This window comes from Mesorhizobium sp. P3_A2 (assembly GCF_056403115.1).
In genome coordinates, this window is the sequence record NZ_JBFUGC010000001.1 from 725573 (window position 1) to 747121 (window position 21549).

At 62.2% G+C, this 21549-nt stretch carries 22 protein-coding genes; 2 read left to right on the forward strand and 20 right to left on the reverse strand.

All coding sequences use genetic code 11. The features are described 5' to 3' along the window. Nucleotides 1–13: 13 nt before the first annotated feature. The 12 genes from AC1DXM_RS03375 to AC1DXM_RS03430 all read right to left on the reverse strand — a co-directional run bounded on the left by AC1DXM_RS03375 (nt 14) and on the right by AC1DXM_RS03430 (nt 9563). On the reverse strand, nt 14–982 hold the full coding sequence (locus AC1DXM_RS03375) for an ABC transporter substrate-binding protein (protein ID WP_477231748.1): 969 nt from the start codon (nt 980–982) through the stop codon (nt 14–16). 340 nt (nt 983–1322) lie between these two features. Continuing rightward, on the reverse strand, nt 1323–1925 hold the full coding sequence (locus tag AC1DXM_RS03380) for a hypothetical protein (RefSeq protein WP_477231749.1): 603 nt from the start codon (nt 1923–1925) through the stop codon (nt 1323–1325). A gap of 30 nt (nt 1926–1955) precedes the next feature. After that, entirely contained in the window at nt 1956–2432 is a 477-nt protein-coding gene (locus tag AC1DXM_RS03385) for a hypothetical protein (protein WP_477231750.1), read from the reverse strand. Then, the gene (locus tag AC1DXM_RS03390; RefSeq protein ID WP_477231751.1) at nt 2429–2566 is read right to left on the reverse strand and encodes a hypothetical protein; all 138 of its coding nucleotides are present in this window, start codon (nt 2564–2566) and stop codon (nt 2429–2431) included. The genes AC1DXM_RS03385 and AC1DXM_RS03390 overlap by 4 nt, the downstream gene beginning before the upstream one ends. Nucleotides 2567–2577: 11 nt before the next feature. Next, nucleotides 2578–4512: a DUF3604 domain-containing protein gene (locus AC1DXM_RS03395; RefSeq protein WP_477231752.1), complete on the reverse strand. Its 1935-nt coding sequence runs from the start codon at nt 4510–4512 to the stop codon at nt 2578–2580. Further along, the gene (locus AC1DXM_RS03400) at nt 4509–5294 is read right to left on the reverse strand and encodes a hypothetical protein (RefSeq protein WP_477231753.1); all 786 of its coding nucleotides are present in this window, start codon (nt 5292–5294) and stop codon (nt 4509–4511) included. Before AC1DXM_RS03400 ends, AC1DXM_RS03395 begins: the two co-directional genes overlap by 4 nt. A gap of 9 nt (nt 5295–5303) precedes the next feature. Continuing rightward, nucleotides 5304–6350 carry a HupE/UreJ family protein gene (locus AC1DXM_RS03405; protein ID WP_477231754.1) on the reverse strand — a complete coding sequence of 349 codons (1047 nt, stop codon included), beginning with the start codon at nt 6348–6350 and terminating at the stop codon, nt 5304–5306. Further along, nucleotides 6347–7198, reverse strand: a complete 852-nt coding sequence (locus tag AC1DXM_RS03410) for a peptidyl-prolyl cis-trans isomerase (protein WP_477231755.1) — start codon at nt 7196–7198, stop codon at nt 6347–6349. Before AC1DXM_RS03410 ends, AC1DXM_RS03405 begins: the two co-directional genes overlap by 4 nt. Nucleotides 7199–7417: 219 nt before the next feature. After that, a complete protein-coding gene (locus AC1DXM_RS03415) occupies nt 7418–7816 on the reverse strand; it encodes a hypothetical protein (RefSeq protein WP_477231756.1) in 399 nt (132 codons plus the stop codon). Between the two features lie 143 nt (nt 7817–7959). Further along, nucleotides 7960–8286: a hypothetical protein gene (locus AC1DXM_RS03420; protein WP_477231757.1), complete on the reverse strand. Its 327-nt coding sequence runs from the start codon at nt 8284–8286 to the stop codon at nt 7960–7962. Between the two features lie 41 nt (nt 8287–8327). After that, a complete protein-coding gene (locus AC1DXM_RS03425; RefSeq protein ID WP_477231758.1) occupies nt 8328–9128 on the reverse strand; it encodes a hypothetical protein in 801 nt (266 codons plus the stop codon). Between the two features lie 129 nt (nt 9129–9257). Next, the gene (locus tag AC1DXM_RS03430) at nt 9258–9563 is read right to left on the reverse strand and encodes a hypothetical protein (RefSeq protein WP_477231759.1); all 306 of its coding nucleotides are present in this window, start codon (nt 9561–9563) and stop codon (nt 9258–9260) included. 123 nt (nt 9564–9686) lie between these two features. Here AC1DXM_RS03430 and AC1DXM_RS03435 point away from each other — a divergent pair, with 123 nt between their 5' ends. Further along, complete coding sequence (locus AC1DXM_RS03435) at nt 9687–11399, forward strand: hypothetical protein (protein WP_477231760.1); 1713 nt, start codon at nt 9687–9689, stop codon at nt 11397–11399. A 276-nt stretch (nt 11400–11675) separates the two neighbouring features. Then, nucleotides 11676–12137, forward strand: coding sequence for a hypothetical protein (locus AC1DXM_RS03440; protein ID WP_477231761.1), 462 nt, complete (start codon nt 11676–11678; stop codon nt 12135–12137). A gap of 151 nt (nt 12138–12288) precedes the next feature. Here the strand turns inward: AC1DXM_RS03440 and AC1DXM_RS03445 are convergent, their stop codons facing one another. From AC1DXM_RS03445 to AC1DXM_RS03480, 8 genes are all read right to left on the reverse strand, one after another. Further along, nucleotides 12289–14130, reverse strand: a complete 1842-nt coding sequence (locus tag AC1DXM_RS03445) for a mechanosensitive ion channel domain-containing protein (RefSeq protein ID WP_477231762.1) — start codon at nt 14128–14130, stop codon at nt 12289–12291. A 313-nt stretch (nt 14131–14443) separates the two neighbouring features. After that, on the reverse strand, nt 14444–16246 hold the full coding sequence (gene atzF, locus AC1DXM_RS03450; RefSeq protein WP_477231763.1) for an allophanate hydrolase: 1803 nt from the start codon (nt 16244–16246) through the stop codon (nt 14444–14446). After that, entirely contained in the window at nt 16243–16593 is a 351-nt protein-coding gene (locus AC1DXM_RS03455) for a cupin domain-containing protein (RefSeq protein ID WP_477231764.1), read from the reverse strand. The genes atzF and AC1DXM_RS03455 overlap by 4 nt, the downstream gene beginning before the upstream one ends. Continuing rightward, nucleotides 16586–17254, reverse strand: a complete 669-nt coding sequence (locus tag AC1DXM_RS03460; protein WP_477231765.1) for a cysteine hydrolase family protein — start codon at nt 17252–17254, stop codon at nt 16586–16588. Before AC1DXM_RS03460 ends, AC1DXM_RS03455 begins: the two co-directional genes overlap by 8 nt. Beyond that, on the reverse strand, nt 17254–18786 hold the full coding sequence (locus AC1DXM_RS03465; RefSeq protein WP_477231766.1) for an ABC transporter ATP-binding protein: 1533 nt from the start codon (nt 18784–18786) through the stop codon (nt 17254–17256). Before AC1DXM_RS03465 ends, AC1DXM_RS03460 begins: the two co-directional genes overlap by 1 nt. 10 nt (nt 18787–18796) lie before the next feature. Next, nucleotides 18797–19498 carry a biuret amidohydrolase gene (gene biuH, locus AC1DXM_RS03470; RefSeq protein WP_477231767.1) on the reverse strand — a complete coding sequence of 234 codons (702 nt, stop codon included), beginning with the start codon at nt 19496–19498 and terminating at the stop codon, nt 18797–18799. Nucleotides 19499–19526: 28 nt separating this feature from the next. After that, nucleotides 19527–20453, reverse strand: a complete 927-nt coding sequence (locus tag AC1DXM_RS03475; protein WP_477231768.1) for an ABC transporter permease — start codon at nt 20451–20453, stop codon at nt 19527–19529. Further along, nucleotides 20453–21541 (reverse strand): ABC transporter permease, encoded by a 1089-nt coding sequence (locus AC1DXM_RS03480; RefSeq protein WP_477231969.1) that lies wholly within the window; start codon nt 21539–21541, stop codon nt 20453–20455. The genes AC1DXM_RS03475 and AC1DXM_RS03480 overlap by 1 nt, the downstream gene beginning before the upstream one ends. Nucleotides 21542–21549 lie beyond the last annotated feature (8 nt).

The window sequence follows — 21549 nt, forward strand, 5'->3', positions numbered from 1 at the left end:
GTCGTCCCTGTCTCTACTTCGACCAGGCGCTAAGCCGGTCTTGATGCTTTGCAACCCAGGCCTGCGCGAACTTGGCGGGATCTTGCCGATCGACCTGCAATGCGTAGCTCATCTCGGTGACCTCCTCCGGTGTGAAGTCGACATGGGAGAGGAAGGCCGCCACTTTCGGCAGGCGCTTCGCCGTCGATGACGCAAACCCGATGTAGAAATGCGATGCGTCCCACGCCACCGGCGCCTCCGATTTCGTAAGCCAGTCTGGGTCGTCGCTCGGCATCACGATGTGCCACTTGGCGGGATCGTGTTTCGGCTCGGTCAATTGGACGACATCATGGAGCTTGAACATGTGGTGCGGACTGTAGCAGTAGAAAGCCATCGGTTGCCCGGTTGCCGCGGCCGCATCGACTGCAGCCATTGCCATGTCTTCCGGCATTTGAAGGAGCGTCATCGTTTTTTCATAACCGTAGCTTTTGGCCCGGATCTTCTCGATGCTCGTCGACGACCAGCCCAGCGCGCCAATCCACATTTCGCCCTTGCCATCGCCGTCGGTATCGAACACGGCCGCTTTTTTGGGATCGGCCAGATCTGAGATGTCCCTGACACCATATTTGTCAGCCGTCTCGCGCGTCACGCAGATGCCCTGCGTCGCCGACACACCCTTGGGACTGAGGTCCACGGTCTTGCGCCCGTCGACGTATTTCTTGACAAGCGACTCGAGATTGGGAAGCCAGACTTCCGGATAGACGTCGACCTCCCCGGTATCCATTCCGGCGAATGCGGTCATGGATCCCATCTCGCGCACGTCGGCGTCGAGATTGAGTTTTTCCTTGATGCCGTACTTGATGATATTGGCGGCCGCCTGGCCAGAGGGCCAGTTCGGCATAGCAATGAGGAGGTCAGCCGCATGGGACCGGCCATGTACCGCCAGCATCGTCAGTGCCGCCAGCGACGCTTTCAGCAGATGCCGCCGAAATCGACTGTCCATTTTCTCCCTCCCTGCGGGACTGAGATGAACCGAGGCGGCAACGAGAGGACCCCCGATCTGCCACGGAACCAGCACACCACCGCCGAGACCGCTTTTGTCTGCCAGCCGGCGTTCTATCCCGTTTATTGGTTCGTTGTCCCGAGACTACCGGACCGAGCCGGCAGCGGAACGTAAGTTACGTGGAGGGAAGGGTAACTTTCTGACTGCGATGTCGTTCGAAGGAAGGTCGACTCTCATCGCGGAAAGCCATTAAAGGCCGGACTCGCATCGGCGGCTTAATATTGAGCTGTGTCTATCACGCAGAAAACGGTCAAAGGCGCCCTGCCCGCTACGACGACAGCTAGTAACAGTTGCCGGAATCCGCTTCCCTGGGCGAGCATGGGCGATAGGACCTGTTTGAGTGATACCCATTGCCGTAATAGCGGTCGGCATAATACCGGTCGCGGTAATACGGATCGACATAATACCGATCGCCGTAGTAGGGATCGCCATAATACGGATCTCCGTAGTAGTCACCGCCTCGGTAATACCCGCCATAGTAGCCGTTGTTGTTGGCGATCACACTACCGAGCAACGCTCCGGCAACAAAAGCGCCGCCAGAGGCCCAGAAGTCATTGTGCCGGTGGTGGTGGCGGTAGCCCCTGTACCAGCCATCCCGAACTTGGATGACATCGGACTGCGCGCCTTGTGCCCTGGGCACGAAGATCGGGGCGGCATCAACTGGAACAGTGCTCATAAGTGCAAACGTTGTGACGAGGGCGGTCGCTATGCCTGATAGGAACCTCATGATCGCGTCCTCGCTGGTGGCAATGTCTACCCGTATGCGAACGTCGTCATTAACCGGACGAAACGTCGCCGATCCAAGATTGTTCCAGACACCTGGAAATTGTCTCAAGCCGCTCCCAAACTTTGACGGGCAGACAAGCCCGCCATCGATCAGCACCTTGTCGCGACTGGATTTGGCCAGCCTGAATTATCTGGTGCGGCCAGGCGCGGCGGAATGGTCTTCCCCTGCCCTGCCCAACCGTTCTATTTCGAGCGAATAGCAAAACAGGCTGAACAGAACCAGCAGGACTTCCAGCAGCTTGACTGCTCCCTGAATGAAAGAAGGGAATTGATCGAGTTCCGGCACGTGGCGGAAAAAGAAGACCGAAAACAAAGCGCCGCCAAAGAAAAAGCTGACCCGGCTGGCAAACAGGAACAGGTGTCTCACCAAGGCATTGCGGAACGGGGCGGGGATCGCAACCCAGCGAAACCTGACCCAGTAGCAGGCCTGCAGAACGAGCGCGCCACAAACCACCGCGGCCTGCTCGTAGGGGTTGATATCCTGTGGTTCTCCCAATTGCGTGATCACTTGCCGGAAGATCGGGAAAATCGTCAAATATAAGAACGTTGCCGCAGCAGTCTCAACGACCATCAACATAATGTAGCAGACGTTATTGTTCTTCACTGCTTGGCGCCCTTGGAGCAGTTGCAGCAGCCAGACACGATCATAGCCAAGCTCGCCACGCCGAGTTCGTTGGCGCGGCCGACAAAGGCTCTGAACCAGCGTCGTTGGCAGGCGGCGCGCGATCCGCCTGCCAATCAGCGTTTCCTTAGCCGGCCGGGGTGTACCAGATCGGCGATGTGTAGGCTCGTTCCTGTGTTGTCATGGTCACATCAGGCGACATCTTGATGCCAAAGTATTTCGCATCATAGGCGGGCCAGCGCGGCGTCGGGATCTCAATGACGCGGCCATAGTAGAAAGCCCGCTGGGACGGATCGAAATCGGGGTCCTTCCACACGGCGCTAAGTTCTGGCGCTCCGATCGTGTTGGTCCATGTGGCATTGGCTACGTCGACCGTGTCGCCAACCGGCGGAAGCTTGCCGTCGGTGCCCGGCTTGCGGTCGCCCGACCAGGCGACGTCATAGACCTGTTCATGCACCTCGCCGGCGGCGTCCAGCCAACCTTTGACGATCTGGTAGCGGTCGAGATTGGCGCCGATCGGATCCTTCAATGCCGCAACCAAAAAGGTCGGCACCTTGCCTGCGGGCGCCTGTTTGAGGTCGCCGCCCATCGGCACGCCCTTGGTGTAACCGGCGATAGCCGGGCTGCGGGTATTGGCGTCGGCTTCGACGAAATCGAAGCCGCCGAAGAACCGAACTGCCATCCGCGGCCCGGTCGTGGCATAGGTCTCGCGCCGCTTCATGGCGTCGAAGATCGATGCGCGTGTGTTCTCCTGCGCCCAGACCGCGGCATAGCCCGATGCAGTCGTCTCCCAGCCCAGGATCTTGAGCCCGAGCTTGGGGTTCGCCATGAAGGGGTGCGACCAGCGTTCCGGGCTCGGTTCGCCGGTCGAGATCTTGCCGAAGAAATTGTCGTCGTCGGCGGTGGAGAGGCCCGTGTGCGAATCCGTGCTTCCGACGAGGCCGAACTTGTAGGGATTGACCCCCAGTTTGGCTTCCAGCTTCAGCCCGTTCTTCAGCGCCGAACGCGTATACTCGAACTCCAGCATGTCCGGCGTCTTCTTCACGCTGAGGTCAAGATTGCCCTTGTCCCATTTCTCGAAATTGGCGAATTCGTCATTGGGAGAGAGAAAGGGGTGGCTCTCACCGTCGCCCTTCATCTGGGTGGTCTCGTAAAGCACTTCCCAGCGGGCGCGCTGCTCGGCGTATTCGCGATCGATCTCCTTGCCGGTGACCGGCTCGATGATCGGGAACATCTCGCCATTGCTCAGATTGCCATTGTGGGCGATGGCAAGCACGTCGCCGTCGGTCTTGTCCTGATAGTTCTTCAGCCATTTCCACAGGTCACGCGGGTTGTTGCTGCCGACGGGCGGTTGCGTCGTGTATGGCTCGATGAGACCGGCCTTTTCGGCACCATCGCGGAAGATGACATTGCGGTGGAGATTGTTGCCCTTGGACAGCGACGTCCATTCGTAGCCGATGAAAGCGGTGAAGTGCCCCGGGTCGTTGGCTTCTTCGGCTGCCGAGATAATGCTCTGCCACACCGACCGATAGGCGGGATTGCCCGGTTGGTAGATGATATCGGGCGGAAATTTGCCTTGCGAAAAGGTCATGACGATGGACCACGCCGCTTCCCCACCGTGCCCCGATTGTATCATGTCATACCATTCACGGGCTTGCGCGTTCTGCAGGATCTCCGGCTTTCCGGCCATAAAGTCGGTGAACCATCCCATATTGTCGGAGTGATCCGCGACGACCAGGAAGTCGAGCGGACGCGACAGCCTGGCCGGCTGTCCTGTCGAGGAAATGACCTCCTCGCCTTTCGCAAATTTGTAGGCCTCGCGCGGCCCCAGCCTGGCTCCGGCCGCCCCGGCGTCGAAGGACAAGGCTGTGTGCAAATGCGTGTCGCCAAACAGCGGCCGCGTCGGGAAATTGCGTCCGGCATAAGGTGAGTAGGGCCGGGCTTTGATGGCTTGCCCTGCTTCCTCCTCGGTATAGGTGCCGGCATCCTGCGCCCGCGCCTCCGCGCCTACACAGACTGTAAGCAATACAAGACTTGTGATCGTCAGCGGTTTCCGGATCATTGTCTCTCTCCCTGATGGAATGAAATCTCAGCGTGGTCGGGTGTGCATGCGAGTTCGGCCGGCGCGATACCAACCGGGTGCGATTGCATCGAGGCGAAATGGGGGGAGCCGGCCGCCGCGCTTGCCAGCGAGAAGGCCGGTCTCTGTGGTGTTCCGACAGCACTGTCGCTTGCCCCGACGTCCGAATAGCTGAGCAGGAATTGGGCGATCTGCGGCGCCGGCCCATAGAGACGCACCACGCCGCGCCCGACAGCCCGGCCGAAGGTCAACCGCCGCGCCGCGATTTCGGCTATCACGGCTTCGCCGGCAACGAGGACGAGATCGCCGGGATGCGCCCCCGAGACATGAACCGTTGTGCGCAAGCCATCAGGGCCCTGATCGAAGCGCGTCCACAGCATCGGCTCAACGACGACCAGGGAAACCGACGGTTGGGAGGGGCCTGGCGATGCTACCCGGAGCATCTCGCCGAATTGCTCCAGCGCCGTCGCCGTCAGCTTAAATCTGTGTCCGAACAGATCTGGTCCGGTTTGATCGAAGTTCGCCTGCGGCAGCCGTCCCGCCGCCACCTCCCTCGAGATCGCGCCGATGACGTAGAGTGAATCCGGATAGAGCCAGTTCAGGAAACCCTGCGAAACCGTTTGCGGACTGTCATAGCCGCAAGCGCGTCCTTCGGACGCCGGGGCGGCGGCCGTCAAAGACGCGGCAAGTGCCACCATGGTAGCGCGTGCAAGTTTCCGGCCCCTCAGGAGGCGCTGGCGCGGCAGTTTCGTGCCTGGTCCCATTTGCTCCTCCTACGAGAACATCGCGTCCAGCCGTTGGATGCTCCAGAATGCCGCGATGACCCCAATGGTGTAGGCCGAGGCGACGATCGCCTGCCGCGGGATCGCGACGATCCGGCTGACCATGTAGACGGCGCTCAGGATGACCGTGATGAAGGCAAGCTGTCCGAGCTCGACGCCAACATTAAAGGCGAGCAGCGCCAGCGGAATGTCGCTATGCGGCAGCCCAAGCTCGACAAGCGCCCCTGCAAACCCGAAGCCGTGCAGGAGGCCGAAGGCGAAGGCCACAATCCACGGCTTGGCGATGGCCAGGCTGAACTGGCCGCGCTCCATCCGCACCACCTCGGCAGCGACCATGACGATGCTTATGGCGATCATCGCTTCCACCGGCCGCGACGGCAGCGTCAACCATCCAAGGGTGGCGCAGCTCAAGGTGATCGAATGAGCCGCTGTGAAGGCGGTGATCGCTTTCACCAGCTTGCGCCAATCGCGCACGATCAGCATCAGCCCGGTGACGAACAGCAGGTGGTCGAAGCCGGAGGCGATGTGCTCAATGCCGTGACGGATATAGGTGATGAACACCGCCCAGGCGCTCTGCGACGCAGGAATGACTGCCGACGGTTCGCTGGGGGTGAGCCGCGCTGTCCAACTGTTGCCGTTCGCGAACACCACGTGGACCAGCGCGTCGGTCATGGTGTTCTGCAACCCGTCGATCACGACATTCTGGCCGGCGAGCGGCTCCATGGTGCGCATGCGCCAGGTCTGCACCATCGCATCGCCGGTCGGATGCGAAACGATCGGCGTCACCTTCTCGATCTTGCCGGAAAACAGAGCCGACAGCGCCAAGCGCGCGTCGCCCTGCATCGGCGTCTTGAGCAACACGCTGAATTCATTCGGCGCATCTTCCTGGACGCTCAGGTAGGCCGGACGCACCTCATGCGCGGAGGCAACGAGCGGGACCAGCATGGCGATACAAGCGGTCAGCACAGCCAGCCGAACGCACTCCATCGCGGCCCGGACAACCAGCACGAGAGCAGACCATTTGGCGAGCGGGTTCATTGTGCGGCCACCTTCGGTGTAGTCTCTTGCCCGAGCAGCGCTTTTGCACTGTCATCCAGCGCGGCGTTATATTTGTTGCGCAGCTCGAGCAGGTAATCTCGGCTGAGTTCGACCTGTTTCGAAGCGCGCCACTCGGAGAGCACGGCAGCCCTTATGGTCTCGAAGGGCTTCAGCGCAGTCGCAGTGCGCTGCGTGACAAGCACCAGGTGAAAGCCATAGCCCGACTTAACCGGACCACGCCATCCGCCCGGTTCGAGTGCAAACACCTCGCGGGCAAAATCGGCGCCGAACATCCCGGACAACGCCTGTTCGTCAGTGTCGGGGAAGCTGTCGCCGAACAGCAGCCGGTCGCCCTCGATCGAGTCGTCCTCGACATCCTCTGCCAGCGCACCCAGTGCGGCGGTCGCGTCCGCCGCGGCATCCTTGCGATGCTCCGGATTAAAGTACAACTGCCGAAACGTGAGTTTTCCGGGCGTCTCGAAGTGTGCAGGGTTAGCGGCATAGAACTGCCGCAGGTCCGCTTCAGTTGGCTCGGCCAACTGGGCCGTATCCTCGACAAGGAATTTCAGCTTTTGCGCCAAGCGGCGGCGGATGATGGTGTCGTCCTTCTCAAGGCCCATCTCCTGCGCTTCGCGCGCCATCACCTTCTCATTCAGCAGATCGTCGACAAGACCCTTGAGCTCATCGGCGGTTGGCTCGCGCAGCCACTGGCTCGACCAGGTCTGCTTGAGCCAGCGCACCTCGCCTTCGCCGAGGCTGATCTGTTCGTTGGCTGTTGCTTCGACATGCCTGTCATTGAGCCAGGAATAGCCGCCAAACAGGATCGAGCCGACGACGGCAAAATGCAACAGAGGCTCCCTGAGCAACGTCATACGCTTTCTTCCGCTCTGGCTGCGGCAGCATCTCGCATCTCGACGAGCACTTCCTGCACTTCTTCATGGATAGTAGACCCCAAAGAGCTGGCGCTGGAATGTAAGTTACGTGGGGTGAGCATGTAATCGCGCTACTGGACCGTCGTCGTTGCCGGCGCGAACGCGTAGATGTACCGGGCGCGGCATCTTGCCGACCTAGCGGAGTTTCGCTCGGAAGCCCCGTAGAAGCAGACCACCCCAGACGGCCAGAAATGCGTGAAATGCAACCGTGGGCCAAAGCATGGCGCCGGTCATCTTTAGGACTGCTGCCGCGTAGACGAGGAGAATCGATACGGCCGTGTTGTAAATCAGAATGCCGATAAGCAATCCGTACAGCGAATGACTTGCCTGATCTTTCCTTGCCATCCAGCTTGCAACACCTATGGCGAGCAGCGCCGCGCCCGCAATGCGGCCGACGAAAATTGCTTCAACGGTGGCGCTTTCCAACCCAAGCAGGAGAGCAAATGGAACGGAAGGCAGCAACAGAAGACCGAGACCTGTCGCCGCTTCGACCGCCGCAACTACGATCAAGAATAGCTTTTGTGTCGCGTTCATCTGTTGACCTCGTCCATAGCAAGACCCGCCGATTGGTCCTGGCAGCATCCGAGCGCACGACCCGCGATCAGTCGTTGCTTGGACGATCGTGTCGCCGCCGACCTGCTGTCGGTCAGGTCAGGCCGGCGGCCATCCGCGCCCGATCAGTTGACGTGGACGACCACGTACTTCGAGCCCGAGTGCTGATAATATTTTCCGCCGCAATGCCAGACGACCGTCCCATTGACGGACGTTTTGGCGCAACCGGCAGGAAGCCTGGCTACGTACACGCTTGTTCTGCGGATGGTTCGCCGGGTCGTGCGCCTGGCGACGCCGGCTGCGCTTGTGGCCGTAAGAGGGCGGCCAACGCGGGCCAACGCTTCAGATGATATCAATCCCTGAGTCATCAGGGAGACCGGATCAATCTGCACGAAGGCAGCTAAAGCCACGGCCACGACGGCGCAGTTGCGGAATGTAAATTTCGTTGTCATCACTTCCTCCCCTGTCGTTCGTTGAATGCAGATCCTGGATGCTAGAAACGCATGACCAGCCCCATGATCGGTCCTTGCTGGACGACATCGAAGACGAAGCCATCATTGCGGTAGTTGACGCCGAGCGCTCGGTAGCCGGCGACCGCCGAAAACCGCTCGTTGAAGCGGTAGCCCAGTGCGGCGGCGACATCCCAGTCGACATTGGCGCCGCCTGCACCAACCATGCCCCAGCCCGTCAGATAGATTTCGGGCGTGAGCGAGTAATTCGCGCGAACGCCAACCAGCCCGTCGACCCAGGTTGCCCCGTCGCTGCGCGACACGCCGTCGAGGATACCGCCGTGGAAGTCGAGATCCGTATTGACCGACCAGACCCTCATCGCGCCGACGAGATCGAGACGTCCGGCGTCGCTCTGGACAATCGAATAGCCCGCTCCGACCAATCCTGAAAACGTTTCGGAACTGACATCGACATTGGTGGCGAAGATGCCCCGCGGAGTACCGCTCCCGGTCGACACCTTTACATACATGAGGTCGCCGAAGATGCTGTACCGGTCGTGGCGCGCCTCCCCGATCGCCATCGCCGCAAAGTCGAGATTCTTCAGAATGTCGCCGAAATTCGCGTCGACGTCGACAGGGGGCAGACCGAACTGCGCCACTTCCCCTGACATTCCAGCCGCCCAGAAATACGGCGCAGCGGAGAACGTCCATCCTTGTTCGGTCACCACCGGCTTCAGGTCTGGTGTCACTGGTGAGACCGCATCCGCGGCTCCAGCGGGATGGGTAAGCCAAAGAACGGAAAGAACGGCACAACCCAGGGCTTGTGTCCGATGGAAAGTCATCATGTCAGGGCCCCCCTTCTGAGTTCGACCACCATATGCGGATTTATTGCTCCGGGAAACGGGAGTGTAATGGCGGTGCGAAACGCGTCCATTGGCTGTTTCGCGCGCTGTCGGCCCGGCACCCATGGCTGTTCACTGCGGCCATGGGTTGATACCCGATTTCCGGGCGGCGTCGGTGTTCAGCACTGCCGCCCCTACCTCTCCTACCAAGCGATCCACCAGTTCCTGCCATTCGGCTCGTCTGGCTTCGCGCAATGCCGGCGGGGCCTCGTCGACCTTCGAAAGCGCAAACTCCGCATCGGCGAGTTCCTCGCAGATGTCGCGAAAGCTCTCGCTCCGGTCCATCAGACGATGGATCGTCAGTTCAAACTGGGGGTATCGGCGTACCGCCGCCGAAACCGCTCGGTGCCTGTGAGACGATCCGTCTTTTGTGCTCATGACGCCAGTTCATCGACCTGATGCAATCGTATTGCAAAGAGACGGCAGTAGAAGGTAAGTTACGTGGATAAGCATGTAACCGCACAACAACAAGAACGCGGTTGCGAGGGATCGAGGGAGGACATGGCGATCCAGGCGGAAACGCCCGCACCGGGGGTGCATGAGCTCCCCGTCAAGGCTTGTCGCGCCCAACTTGCCCTTATCCTCGACAGTATCGATTTCGATGCCACAGGCCGCGAGCGGCGTTTCCTCAGCCATGTGGTGGAAGAAGCATTGTCGGGACGAGGCGACCGCATCAAGGCCTATTCCATCGCAGTCGAAGTGTTTGGTCGCGGCGAGGCGTTCGACCCGCAAACGGATCCGATCGTTCGCATCGAGGCTGGCCACCTCAGGCGTGCGCTCGAGCGCTACTATCTGACGGCCGGACACACAGACCCGATCCTGATCACGATTCCAAAGGGGGGTTACGTTCCTGCCTTCTCGCTTCGTTCGCCTTCTGCACTAGAAGCGCCCCCTTTGTCGGTTATTTCGCAAAAGCCAACCGAATTTCCAGCACGGCGGATGCCGCTGCTGCTGACCGCCTTGGGTGCTGCAGCGTTTCTCGTGGTCGCGGCGTTGGTGCTGGTGTCGTCATGGACATCCGTCAGGCCGGGCGCGCCGGTAATACCCCGTGTGCTTGTGGAGAAGTTTGACGATCTGACCGGGACTCAGAGTGGGTCGGCGATCGCCATCGGATTGAAGCAGGAAATTGTCGTCCAGCTTTCCAAGTTCAAGGACATCGCGGTCATGGAAACGCCCGCAAACGGCGGGGAGGCATCGCTACCGCGATTTGTTCTTTCAGGGAGTGTCAACCTTGCCCCAGACGCATTCTGGCTCCGGATGCGGCTGGTCAACCGGGCCGATGGTTCGATTCTCTGGTCTGAAAGTTACAATGGTGGATTGAGGGTGGCTGACCTCGTCAAGGCCCAGGCCGATATTGCGAGCAAGGTGGCGACCAGCCTGGCCCAGGCTTACGGCGTCATCTTCCAGGCAGATGCCAAGCTCCACGTCAGCAATCCCCCCGACGATTGGGCCGCTTATTCCTGCACGCTTTCCTTCTACGAATACAAGACCACCCTCGATCCAATAACGCGAGCATCGGTACGTACCTGCCTGGAGAAGACAGTGGACCACTTCCCAGACTACGCCACAGCCTGGGGGCTTCTTTCGTTGATTTACATAGATGATTACCGGTTCGAGATTCCAGCCGATCCAGCCTCGTCGGCGGCAGCCCTCGAGTTCGGCTTGGCTGCGGCAAGGAAGGCTGTGGAAGCTGACCCTCTCAATGTCCGCGGACGTCAAGCAGAAATGCTTGGGCTTTATTTCAGTAAGGAAATCGATGCTGCATTGAGCGTTGGCAAACAGGCTTTGGCCATCAACCCGAACGACACCAATTTTATGGGCGAATACGGAGAGCGCCTGGCGCTCTCCGGCAATTGGCATGAGGGTTGCGCGTTGCTTAATGAAGCGCGTGAAAGGAATCCCGGCGCCCTGCGCACCTTTGAGGCGGACCTGGCCCTTTGCTCCTATTTCAGCGGCGACTATCAGCGGGCAGCAATGTGGCTGAAAAGATCCGCGGTTCCTTCAAATCCGCTCTACCATTTGATTGCCGCTGCGGTTTTCGGTGAGGCGGGAAACAAAATCGAGGCCGAACGGGAGCGTGACTGGCTTGTCCAGAATGCACCGAATTTGGTGAAGACCGTGCGCCAGCAAGTCTCGATGCGTTTGGCCCGTTCGCAAGATGTCGAATTCGTCATCCGTTCGCTGAAGAAAGCGGGCTTCGACGTGGCGGACTGAGAGCAATTCTGTGAGGTTGGCGACCGCCCCTCTTTGGCGGCGGGTACTTCGCCCTGCGGCCCGTCTGCATAGAAACGCGATCCGACTACAGTCACGGTCGCATCAGAGCGGGCAGTCAATCCTTCGCTACCCCGGTAAGCTGGCGACCTTTTCGGCGCTGGAGCCGGCGGCCCACTGTATTTACCGTTAGTTACGTGGCGCCTCAAAACGGAAGGTGCGAAGGTAATGCGGAGATTCGCACCACTCGGCAGGGTGTTTTGTTTGGAAGGGGGCGTCATGGCTGACAAAATCCACGGTTTTCTGCCGGCCACGGCCGAAATGCCGACTGACCGCCAGCGGTTGATCCTCCGCTATACCTTCGGAGTCTTGATCGATCTCGTGGTCCTAAACCTGTTCGATGAGTTTTCGGACAGCGTCACGGTCGCTTCCTTCAGCGTGTCGTTGCTTGCGGCCATCCTGTTGCAGGCCCTTCTGAAGGGGACGATTGCCATCGAGCATCAGGTCGCCGTGTTCTTCCAGGCAAGGCAAGGTGCCTTCATGAAGTTCATGCGATACTTCGGCGCATGGGTGGTGCTGTTCCTGTCCAAGTTCGTGATTCTGGAGGCGATTACCTTCGTGTTCGGGGATAGGGTCCGCTTCGAAGGCATGCTGCACGGCGTGGTGCCGCTGATTATCGTGGTCGTCGTCATGCTCATCGCCGAGGAAGCGATCGTCCGGTTCGTCAGGTGGATCCGTTGAAGGCTTACGCAAGTATCAGCCCACGTGGGCTGGTCCAGCTCCGGTCGCGATCGCGCCAGTCCAGACGCCTAGCCACGCAACATTGAAGGTCCAGACACGCGCGACGGGATCAGCATTGATCAGCACGTCGTAGCCGTGATTGTCCGAATGCTCAGGCTCCGGGATTGGATGTCAGTGGCTTTGGGACGGCCTTAATGCCGTTTTCCTGAAATGCCTGGTGCACGGCGAGCAAAACGGCGCGGCGGATCATGAAGTTTCTGCCCGCTTTCGCCTTGAATTTGGCCCGGATGACCAGCGTGCCATCCTCAACCTCGGCAATTCCCTGGCTCTTGAACGGCTCGAGCAGATCTCCGGCAAGTTCCGGGTTGGCCGAAATATCCTGGCCGATCTTCTTGAAAATCTTGCGAACTTTCTCGACATCGGTGTTGAATGCAACGCGAAAGGTCAGTTTCTCGATCATCCAGTCGCGGCTGAAATTCTGGATCTTGCCAATCTCGCCATAGGGAATTGTCGCCAAGGCACCCCGCTGATGGCGCAGGGAAACCGACCGGACCGAGATTTTTTCTACGGTTCCCTTGGCGCCTGACGTTTCGATGTATTCGCCGAAGCGGAATGCATCGTCGATCAGGAAAAACAGCCCGGAGACCAGGTCCTTCACCAGCGTCTGCGAGCCGAAGCCGATGGCCAGCCCGAACACGCTCATGCCGGCGATCAGCGGCCAGACATTGATCCCGATCGACACCAGGATCGAGAGCAGCGCCAAGGCAAGAATGCTCGATTTGCCGACCGCGCTGAGCAGCGGCACCAGCGTGCCCAGCCGTGAACGCGGCGCACCCAGCGCCTCCTCGTCACCACCTAGGGCGGGCAACTCCGCGCGCAAGGCGCGAGCCGTCCCTGTGCCGACCACGTTCCACAGAAACGCCGCCCCCAACGTGATCAGCACCACACCGGATGCACCCTTGGCGACCTCTCGCAGATCTATGCCGAACCCGGCAGCCAGCGGTGTCGCCCATAGCGTTGCCAGCATGGCAACAATGATAGCCACGACGGTGAAGCGGGCGGTCTGTCGCCCTGCCGCTGCCAAGATCGAGATGTCAGGTGACTCCAAACCGCGCTGCGCCCAGTTCCCGATCATTGCGTCGAGATGCGGCGCGGCGAGAAACATCAACGCGGTCAGCATAACGGCCGACCCACGAAGCGATGCTCCCAGGGTCAGCGCGGCCTGAGTGCTGAGAAAGGTGACTATCACGAACACGATCACGATTGCCGGCCACATTTTGGCGAGACGGGTGCGCCAGCGGCCTCTGGGACGCGGACCGGCGACGGCGACTGCCATTGTCCGCCTGTGCCGCCATACCGCCCATGCAAACAGAAAGTAGATCGGAATTCCCAAGCCTGTTCGCAGCAGGTCCCCCAAGGCCGGTCCGACGCTCCAGAACCGCAACGTCCCGAGTAGCGTAACGCCGACGAGCGCCAAACCAATAGCAAGCGAGAGGTCGCGCACGAGCGCCGCCAGATGGACGGAGCGCTCCGCGAACTCGCTTCGCCGCGATGCCATCAACAGTGATCTGACGGCGGCGAGGATGATGAAGCCCAGAACGGTCGCCACTGTCCAAAGGCGAAGGGTTTGCAGAGGCATCCCAGAACCGGCCAGCAGCCACGCAGCAATAAAACCGATCACCAGCGCCACCACAGCAGCCGCCAAGCCCGCGACGAATCTGCGCCATGCACTGCTTGTGGCACTCGCCTGCTTGAACCGCCGAGCGAGCAGGATGAACACGCCCGCGACGAGCGCAACAACCAACACAATCTGGAACAGGAGCACAAGGAGAGACGTTCCCTCGGCCGCGAGCGAGGCCCTCAGGGTATCAAGCTCGACCGGGACGCCGCTTAAAGCGGCAAACCGCGCGAACAGTCCGGAGACGAATCGCTCGGCGAGCTGTTCGAAGCCCGAAATCAAGGTAGTAACGTCTGGTTCCGTCGTCGTGTCCATATTCCCCCCCTTCAGCGCCTCGGAAGCCAGTTCCGGCAATCACTCGTCGGCCGCTGTCTCGCCATCCAGCGCCCGACCGTCGAACAATTCAAGCTTTTTTGCCAGGCAGTTTGCCCTGCGCGGGATCCGAGCGCACTGAACTTGTTAGCCCAGAGCGCAACGACTGCGCCGATGAACCCGTGACAAGCGTGGCTGGTTTTGGGCTGCAAGCGGACTGGCAGCTTTCCGGCTTCGCAACGAAGATAATCAGAAGTTCAACCTACCTCGATCGGGGCCCCACCCCTCTTGCCTTCGCAAAGTGCGTTGATGAAGTTCAAACGGGAACGCGATCTGACAAAAAGCGGCGCCAGCCGCCGAATGACGAGATGTCAGAAGCGCCTAGCAAGCCCACGGATTCCACCAGAAAGCCTTTGGCGGTGCTGCCATCATCAAGCTCTATACTGCCAATGCCCAGCGGCGGCGGGATGGCGGCCACAAAGTGGCCGAAAGCGTCGGCAGGCAGCCGCCAGACCTCCACCTCGATCGCAGTGCCGTCGTTGCCGACACGGACCAGTCCCGGCTTGGGCGTGGCTTGGCCCGCGAGCTCATAAAGCTTGTATGAAGAGGCCGTCCTCATCGCCCGGCAGAACCGGGCACCAGCCTCCCTGAGCTGGCCATTGAGCGGCATTCCCGAGAGGTGAGCGCCGACCACCACCAATTCGATCGTGCCGTCTTCGGCCGATGCGCCGACAGGCTGCGCGCTCGGCTGCCGCCAGCCAGTCGCGCCGAGGGTGAGGCCGCTCGCGGCATGGAGATCGCGCGCGACGGACGCCACAAGGCCGTCCAGTCCGGCGGCCGCAAGCAGCGTCACACTCATCGGCAGGCCGTCATCGCGCGTGCAGGTCGGTACGGCAATGCCGCACATATCGAGCAGGTTGACGAAATTGGTATAGGTGCCGAGCCGGCTGTTGGTCTCGACCGGATCGGCGAGCACGCCGGCAATGGTGTAGTGCGTCGGCGCGGTCGGCACGCAGAGCAGGTCGACCGAGGCGATCACCGGGGCGAGCTTCGCCTTGTAGGCCTGCAAGGCATAGAGGCCGCGAAAGGCGTCCGCCGCCGACAGACTTCTGGCGCCGCCGATGATCTTGCGCGTCACCGGATGCATGGCGGCTTCGTTGGCTTCCATGAAATCGCGGATCGCCGCATAACGTTCGGCCACCCAGGCGCCCTCATAGAGGAGGTTGGCGGTGGCGTAGAAATCGCCGAACGGGATTTCGACCAGCCGGCAGCCGAGCCGCGACAGCATGGCAAGCGAGGCCTCGAAGCCATCCTGCATCGCCGCATCACCGAAGAATTTCAGGTTGGCTTTTGCCGGGATGCCGACGTTCAGCACCGGTGGGCGGGCGGCGAGCGGCTGGACGACGATGTCGCGCGAATAGGCATCGGCCGCATCGCGCGCGACTGCGACCGAGAACACCCGATAGGCGTCGTCGACGGTCAGCGCGAACACCGAGACGCAATCGAGCGTTCGGCAGGCCGGCACCACGCCGGCCGTCGACAGCGCACCGACGGTCGGCTTCAGCCCAACGATGTTGTTGAGGCCGGCCGGGATGCGGCCGGAGCCGGCGGTGTCAGTGCCGAGCGCGAAGGAAACGATGCCGCGCGCCGTCGCCACCGCCGACCCCGAGGAGGAGCCGCCCGGCACCAACTCCGCGTCGATGGCGTTGCGCGGGATCGGCCAGGGCGTGCGGACGCCGACAAGGCCGGTGGCGAACTGGTCGAGATTGGTCTTGCCGACAACCAGCGCGCCGGCTGCCCTCAGCCGCGCCACGACAGTGGCGTCCTTGTCAGGCGTATAGGCATATTCGGCGCAAGCGGCCGTCGTCGGCATGCCGGCGACGTCGATGTTGTCCTTGACGGCGAAGGGAATGCCCCAGAGCGGTTTTCCCAGCGGGTCGAACGGGCCGAGCGCTTCGGCCGCCGCAAGCAGATCCGCCCTCGCGGCGAGATGGATGAAGATGCCCGGATCGTCAGCCGTCTCGATGCGGGCATGGATCGTCGCGATCACATCGCCAACGCTGACGCCGTTCCGATAGGCCGCGTGCAGGCTCGCTATGTCGAAGTGGATGTCGCTCATCTCGTCTCCCCCAGAATGATCACCGGCAGGTCCCACTGGATCAGCACGACGCAGCCGTCCTTCGTCCACACCGAATGCTCGGTCCCGACTGGATTGAGGATCACGCTGCCGGCAGGATAGTCACCGTTCTCGTCGCTCTGGATGCCTTCCAGCACGACGATGGTCTCCAGCCCGGCATGGCGGTGGCGTGGCACGCCGGCGCCAGGCTGGTAGCTGAGGATCGCGACCGAGGGTTCGACCGGTCCGCCCTTGAGCAGCCAGTGCACCCTGATGCCGTCGCGGAAATGCTCGAACGCCAGATCGCGCCAGCCGCCGTCAAGCAGGCCGGCAAAGGCAAGATTAGGCATTGGCAATTCCCTCGAGCACCTGGTCGGTCGTTGCCGTCCAGCCAACGATGGCGCCCTGCGCCCTGATCATGGCGATTGCCGCCGCCTTGAACTCGGGAAAATAACTTTCCGTCGCGTCCTCGGCGAGCAGGCACTCATAGCCGCGATCGTTGGCCTCGCGCATCGTCGTCTGCACGCAAACTTCGGTCGTCACGCCGGCAAAGACGAGTTGGCGGGCGCCGATCCACTTGAGGTCGTTGCCGAGGCTGGTCGCATAGAAGGCGCCCTTGCCGGGCTTCTCGATGACGATCTCGCCGGGCAAGGGCGCAAGCTCGTCGAGGATCGCGGTGCCGGGTTCGCCCGCGATCAGTAGACGTCCCATCGGGCCCATATCGCCGATGCGGATCGACGGATTGCCGCGGTCGCGCTTGGCTGGCGGCAGGTCCGAAAGGTCGGGCCTATGGCACTCCATGGTGTGGATCACCGGCAGGCCGGCGGCGCGAAAGCCTTCGATCAGCCGCTTCACTGTCGGCACGATCGCGGTCACGCGACCGACGTCGTTGCCGAGACTGGCGCCGAAGCCGCCGGGCTCGGCGAAGTCTCGCTGCATGTCGATGACCATCAGCGCCAAGGTCTGCGGCTTGAAGGTGAAGGAAAACGGCAGCGCATCGATTTCCGCCATCAGTGATGACCCGCCATGTGTTCGCCGATGGTCTGCACGCTGGCCTGCGCAATCGGAGTCTCGTAGACCAGGGCGCCGTCCGACATGACGAAGATGCGGTCTGAAAGCTCGAGCAGTTCGTCGAGGTCCTCCGACATCAGGAGCACGGCGGCACCCGCATTGCGCGCCTTCATGATGCGGGCGCGAATTTCGGCCACGGCCGAGAAGTCGAGGCCGAAGCACGGATTGGAGACGATCAGCAGGTCGACTTCGCCGGTCAGTTCCCTCGCGAGCACGGCACGCTGCACATTGCCGCCCGACAGCGAAGCGATGGGCGAGGCAAGCGAGGCGGTCTTGACCTTGAACTGCTCGACCAGCCTGGCGCTGAATGCCTTGATGGCGCCGGCGCTGATCCAGCTTACCGGTTTGCCGTTGCTGTCGATGTCGAAGGTGCGGAAGGAGATGTTCTCGGCCACCGTCATCTTCGGCGCGCAGGCGTTTTTCAGCGGCTCTTCCGGGATGAGCCGGACGTTGAGCGCACGAGCCTCGGCGCGCGTCGCCGCATAGGCGGTACCGCGCACCATGACTTCGCCGGCATCGCGGGGGCGCTGCCCGGCCAGCACTTCGAGGAATTCCTTCTGGCCGTTGCCGGAAATGCCGGCGATGCCGACGATCTCGCCGGAGCGCACGCCGAGATCCTCGATCCGGATCGACTTCAGCCCGGTGCGGTCAGGCGCCTTCAGCGCCTTGACCTTGAGCACGATCTCGGCGTCCGGCTTCGGCTCGGCGCGGCTGTCGAGCGTGGCGATCGGCTGGTCGCCGATCATCATTGCCGCCATGGCTTTGCGGTCGAGGTCGACGACGCGGCCGGTGCCGGTCAGCCTGCCCTTGCGCAGCACGCTGACGTCGTCGGCGAACGCCGTGACCTCGTGGAATTTGTGCGAGATCATCAGCACGGTGAGGTCGCCGGCTTTTGTCATGTCGCGCACAAGGCCCAGCACTTCCTGCGCCTCGCCGGGGGTGAGCACGGAGGTCGGCTCGTCCAGCACCAGGAAGGAGCGGCCAAGATAAAGCTGCTTGATGATCTCCAGCTTCTGCTTCTCGCCGGCCGCGAGTTCAGCCACCTTGACGTCGAGCGACAGCTTGAACGGCATGCGATCCATGAACACGGCAAGGTCGCCGCGCTCCTTGCGCCAGTCGATCACGCCGGGAACCTTCTCACGCGAAATGACCAGGTTTTCGGCGCCGGTCAGCGACGGGACAAGCGTAAAATGCTGGTAGACCATGCCGAGGCCGAGCGCCGATGCGTCCCTGGGGCTGGCGATCGTCACCTCGCGGCCGTCGACCAGAATGTCGCCGGCGGTCGGGTGATAGAAACCCATCATGCATTTGACCAGCGTCGACTTGCCGGCGCCGTTTTCGCCAAGCAGGGCGTGGAACGAACCGGCCGGCACCTTGATGGAGACGTCGCCCAGCGCCGTGAAGGCGCCGAAACGCATGGTCATGCCGATGGTCTCGACGCCGACGGCCTTGTTGCCGGTGATCCCGCTCATCCTGGTTCCCTCACGGCATCTGCGCTACGAAGGATGTGGAGTTCGACACCGCACCGAACACGCCGCCCTGCATCTTGATCATCTTGATCGCGGCGAGATGGTTGCCGTAGTCGGTCGCCCCGCAGCAATCCTCCAGCATCACGCATTCGAAGCCGCGGTCGTTGGCCTCGCGCATTGTGGTGTGGACACACACATCGGTGGTGATGCCGGTGAGCACGATGTTTTCGATGCCGCGCTGGTTGAGGATCAGCTCCAGGTCGGTGGCGCAGAACGAGCCCTTGCCCGGCTTGTCGATGATCGGCTCGCCCTCGATCGGGTAAAGGTCGGGAATGATGTCCCAACCCGGCTCGCCGCGCACCAGGATGCGCCCGCAGGGGCCGGGGTCGCCAATGCCGGCATTGATGCGGCGCGAGCGCCAGCGCTTGTTGGCGGGCAGGTCGGCGAGGTCGGACCGGTGGCCCTCGCGGGTGTGGATGATGGTGTAACCTTTCGCGCGCATGGCCGACAGCACCGACTTGATCGGTTCGATCGGCGCGCGCACCAGCGAGAGGTCGTAGCCCATATGGTCGACATAGCCGCCCGGTCCGCAGAAATCGGTCTGCATGTCGATGATGATCAACGCCGTGTTGTCGGGGCGAAGTTCGCCATTGTAGGGCCACGGATAAGGGTCGGCGTCGATATAGCGCTGAGTGATCTCGGCTCTGGCGTTCATGGCAAAAACTCCAGTTATTTGGTGCCAGTCATTTGGTGATCGACAATTCACCCGGCGCGCCGGCAAGCGAACGGGTCGGCGACGAGGTAGCGATCATGATGATCAAGGTGAGGATGTAGGGGGCGGCGTAGAACAGGTAGTAGCCTTGCGTGACGCCGACCGACTGCAGCGCCGGTCCGAGCGCTCCGGCGCCGCCGAACAGAAGGGCGGCGGCAAAGCAGCCGAGCGGATTCCAGCGTGCGAAAATGACCAGTGCCACCGCCATCAGCCCCTGGCCGGACGAGATACGCTCGGTCCAGCTGCCGGGATAGTAGAGCGACAGATAGGCGCCGCCGATACCGGCCAGCGCGCCACCGACACCGGTGGCGACGAGGCGCACCGTGTTCGGGTTGAGGCCCATGGCGCGCGCGGCGTCGGAACTGTCGCCGACGACGCGCACGATGAGGCCGGCGCGAGTGTTGCGGAAGGCCCACCACAGGATGAGCGAAAGTGCCGCCCCGATCAGGAACAGGACGTTGACGTCGAGCGCCGCCTGCACCTGCGGAATGTCGGACCATGCGCCGAACGGAATGGCCGGAAGGTTGGGCGCCTTCGGCTTGATGAACGGCTTGCCGAAGAAGAAGGCGAGCCCCGAGCCGAACAGCATCAGCGCGATGCCGATTGCGATGTCGTTGACTTTCGGGAATTTGCAGATCCAGCCATGGAACAGGCCGAAGCAAAGGCCGGCGGCCGCGGCGGCCAGCAGGCCGAGCCATGGCGAGTCGGTCATCACCGCGACCGCATAGGCGGTCATGGCGCCGAAGACGAGCGTGCCTTCGAGGCCAAGGTTGATGCGACCGGAGCGCTCGGTGATGGCCTCGCCCAGCGAGACGAAGATGAAGGGCGTCGACACGCGGATGGCACCGCCGAGGATGGCGAGCGGCACGCCCCAGAGACCGATCTCGGTTGCGTCCATCAGGAGGTCCTCTGCCACAGGTCGGGATTGAAGGCCTTGAAGCGGCCGTACAAGGTCTCGCTGAACAGGATGACGATGAACAGCATGCCTTGCAGCACCAGCACGGTGGCGTCGGGCAGGTCCATGCGGCGCTGGATCAGCCCGCCGGACGCGTCGATGCCGCCAAGCAGGATGGCGACCGGGATGATGGCCAGCGGGTTGTGGCGAGCGAGGAAGGCGACGAGGATGCCGGTGTAGCCATAGCCGGCGGCGAGCGAGCCGTTGGCGCTGCCTTGCACGGCCGCGACTTCGAGCATGCCGGCAAGGCCGGCAAAGCCGCCGGCAAGCGCGGTAAAGCCGACAATGAGCGGTCCGACGGCCAGCCCCTGCACCTGCGCTGCCCTGACATTGCCGCCGGCGATGCGGGCCGCGAAGCCCCAGCGGGTCTTTTCGATCAGCACCCAGGAGAGCACGCAGGCGACGACGCCGACGGCAAGCCCCCAATGCACCTCCATGCCCGGAATGTTGCCGATGCGGTAGATGTCGGCGAGCGGCTGGGTCGAGGGCTTGTTGAGCGAGGCCGGGTCGCGCAGCGGCCCTTCCACCAGCTGGTTCATCAGCGCGATGGCGATGTAGGCCATCAGCAGGCTGGAGATGGTTTCGTTGACGGCCCGGTAATGGCGGAGCGCGCCGACGGCACCTATCCAGATGCCGCCGGCGGCCATGCCCGCCACGCCCATGGCAAGAATGACGATTGATGATGGCGCGCCGCCCAGCGCCACACCGATGGCAGCGGCGGCGACGCCGCCGAGAACGATGGCGCCCTCGCCGCCGATGACGACGAGGCCGAGCCGCGCCGGCAGCGCCACGCAGAGCGCTGCGAGCAGCAGGGGCGCCCCCCGCGACAGTGAGTTCTGGATCGAGAACCACGAGCCGAAGCCGCCGCGCCACATGGTTTCATAGAGCTGGACCGGCGACTTGCCGACCAGTGCAATGAACAGGCTGAACAGGACCATGCCGATGACCAGCGCCGCGAGCGGGATGACGAAAGCTTCCGCCCGCCTGGCGACCCATTCGAGCGCCGCCGGATAACCCCTGGCGCCGAGCATCGCCGGCG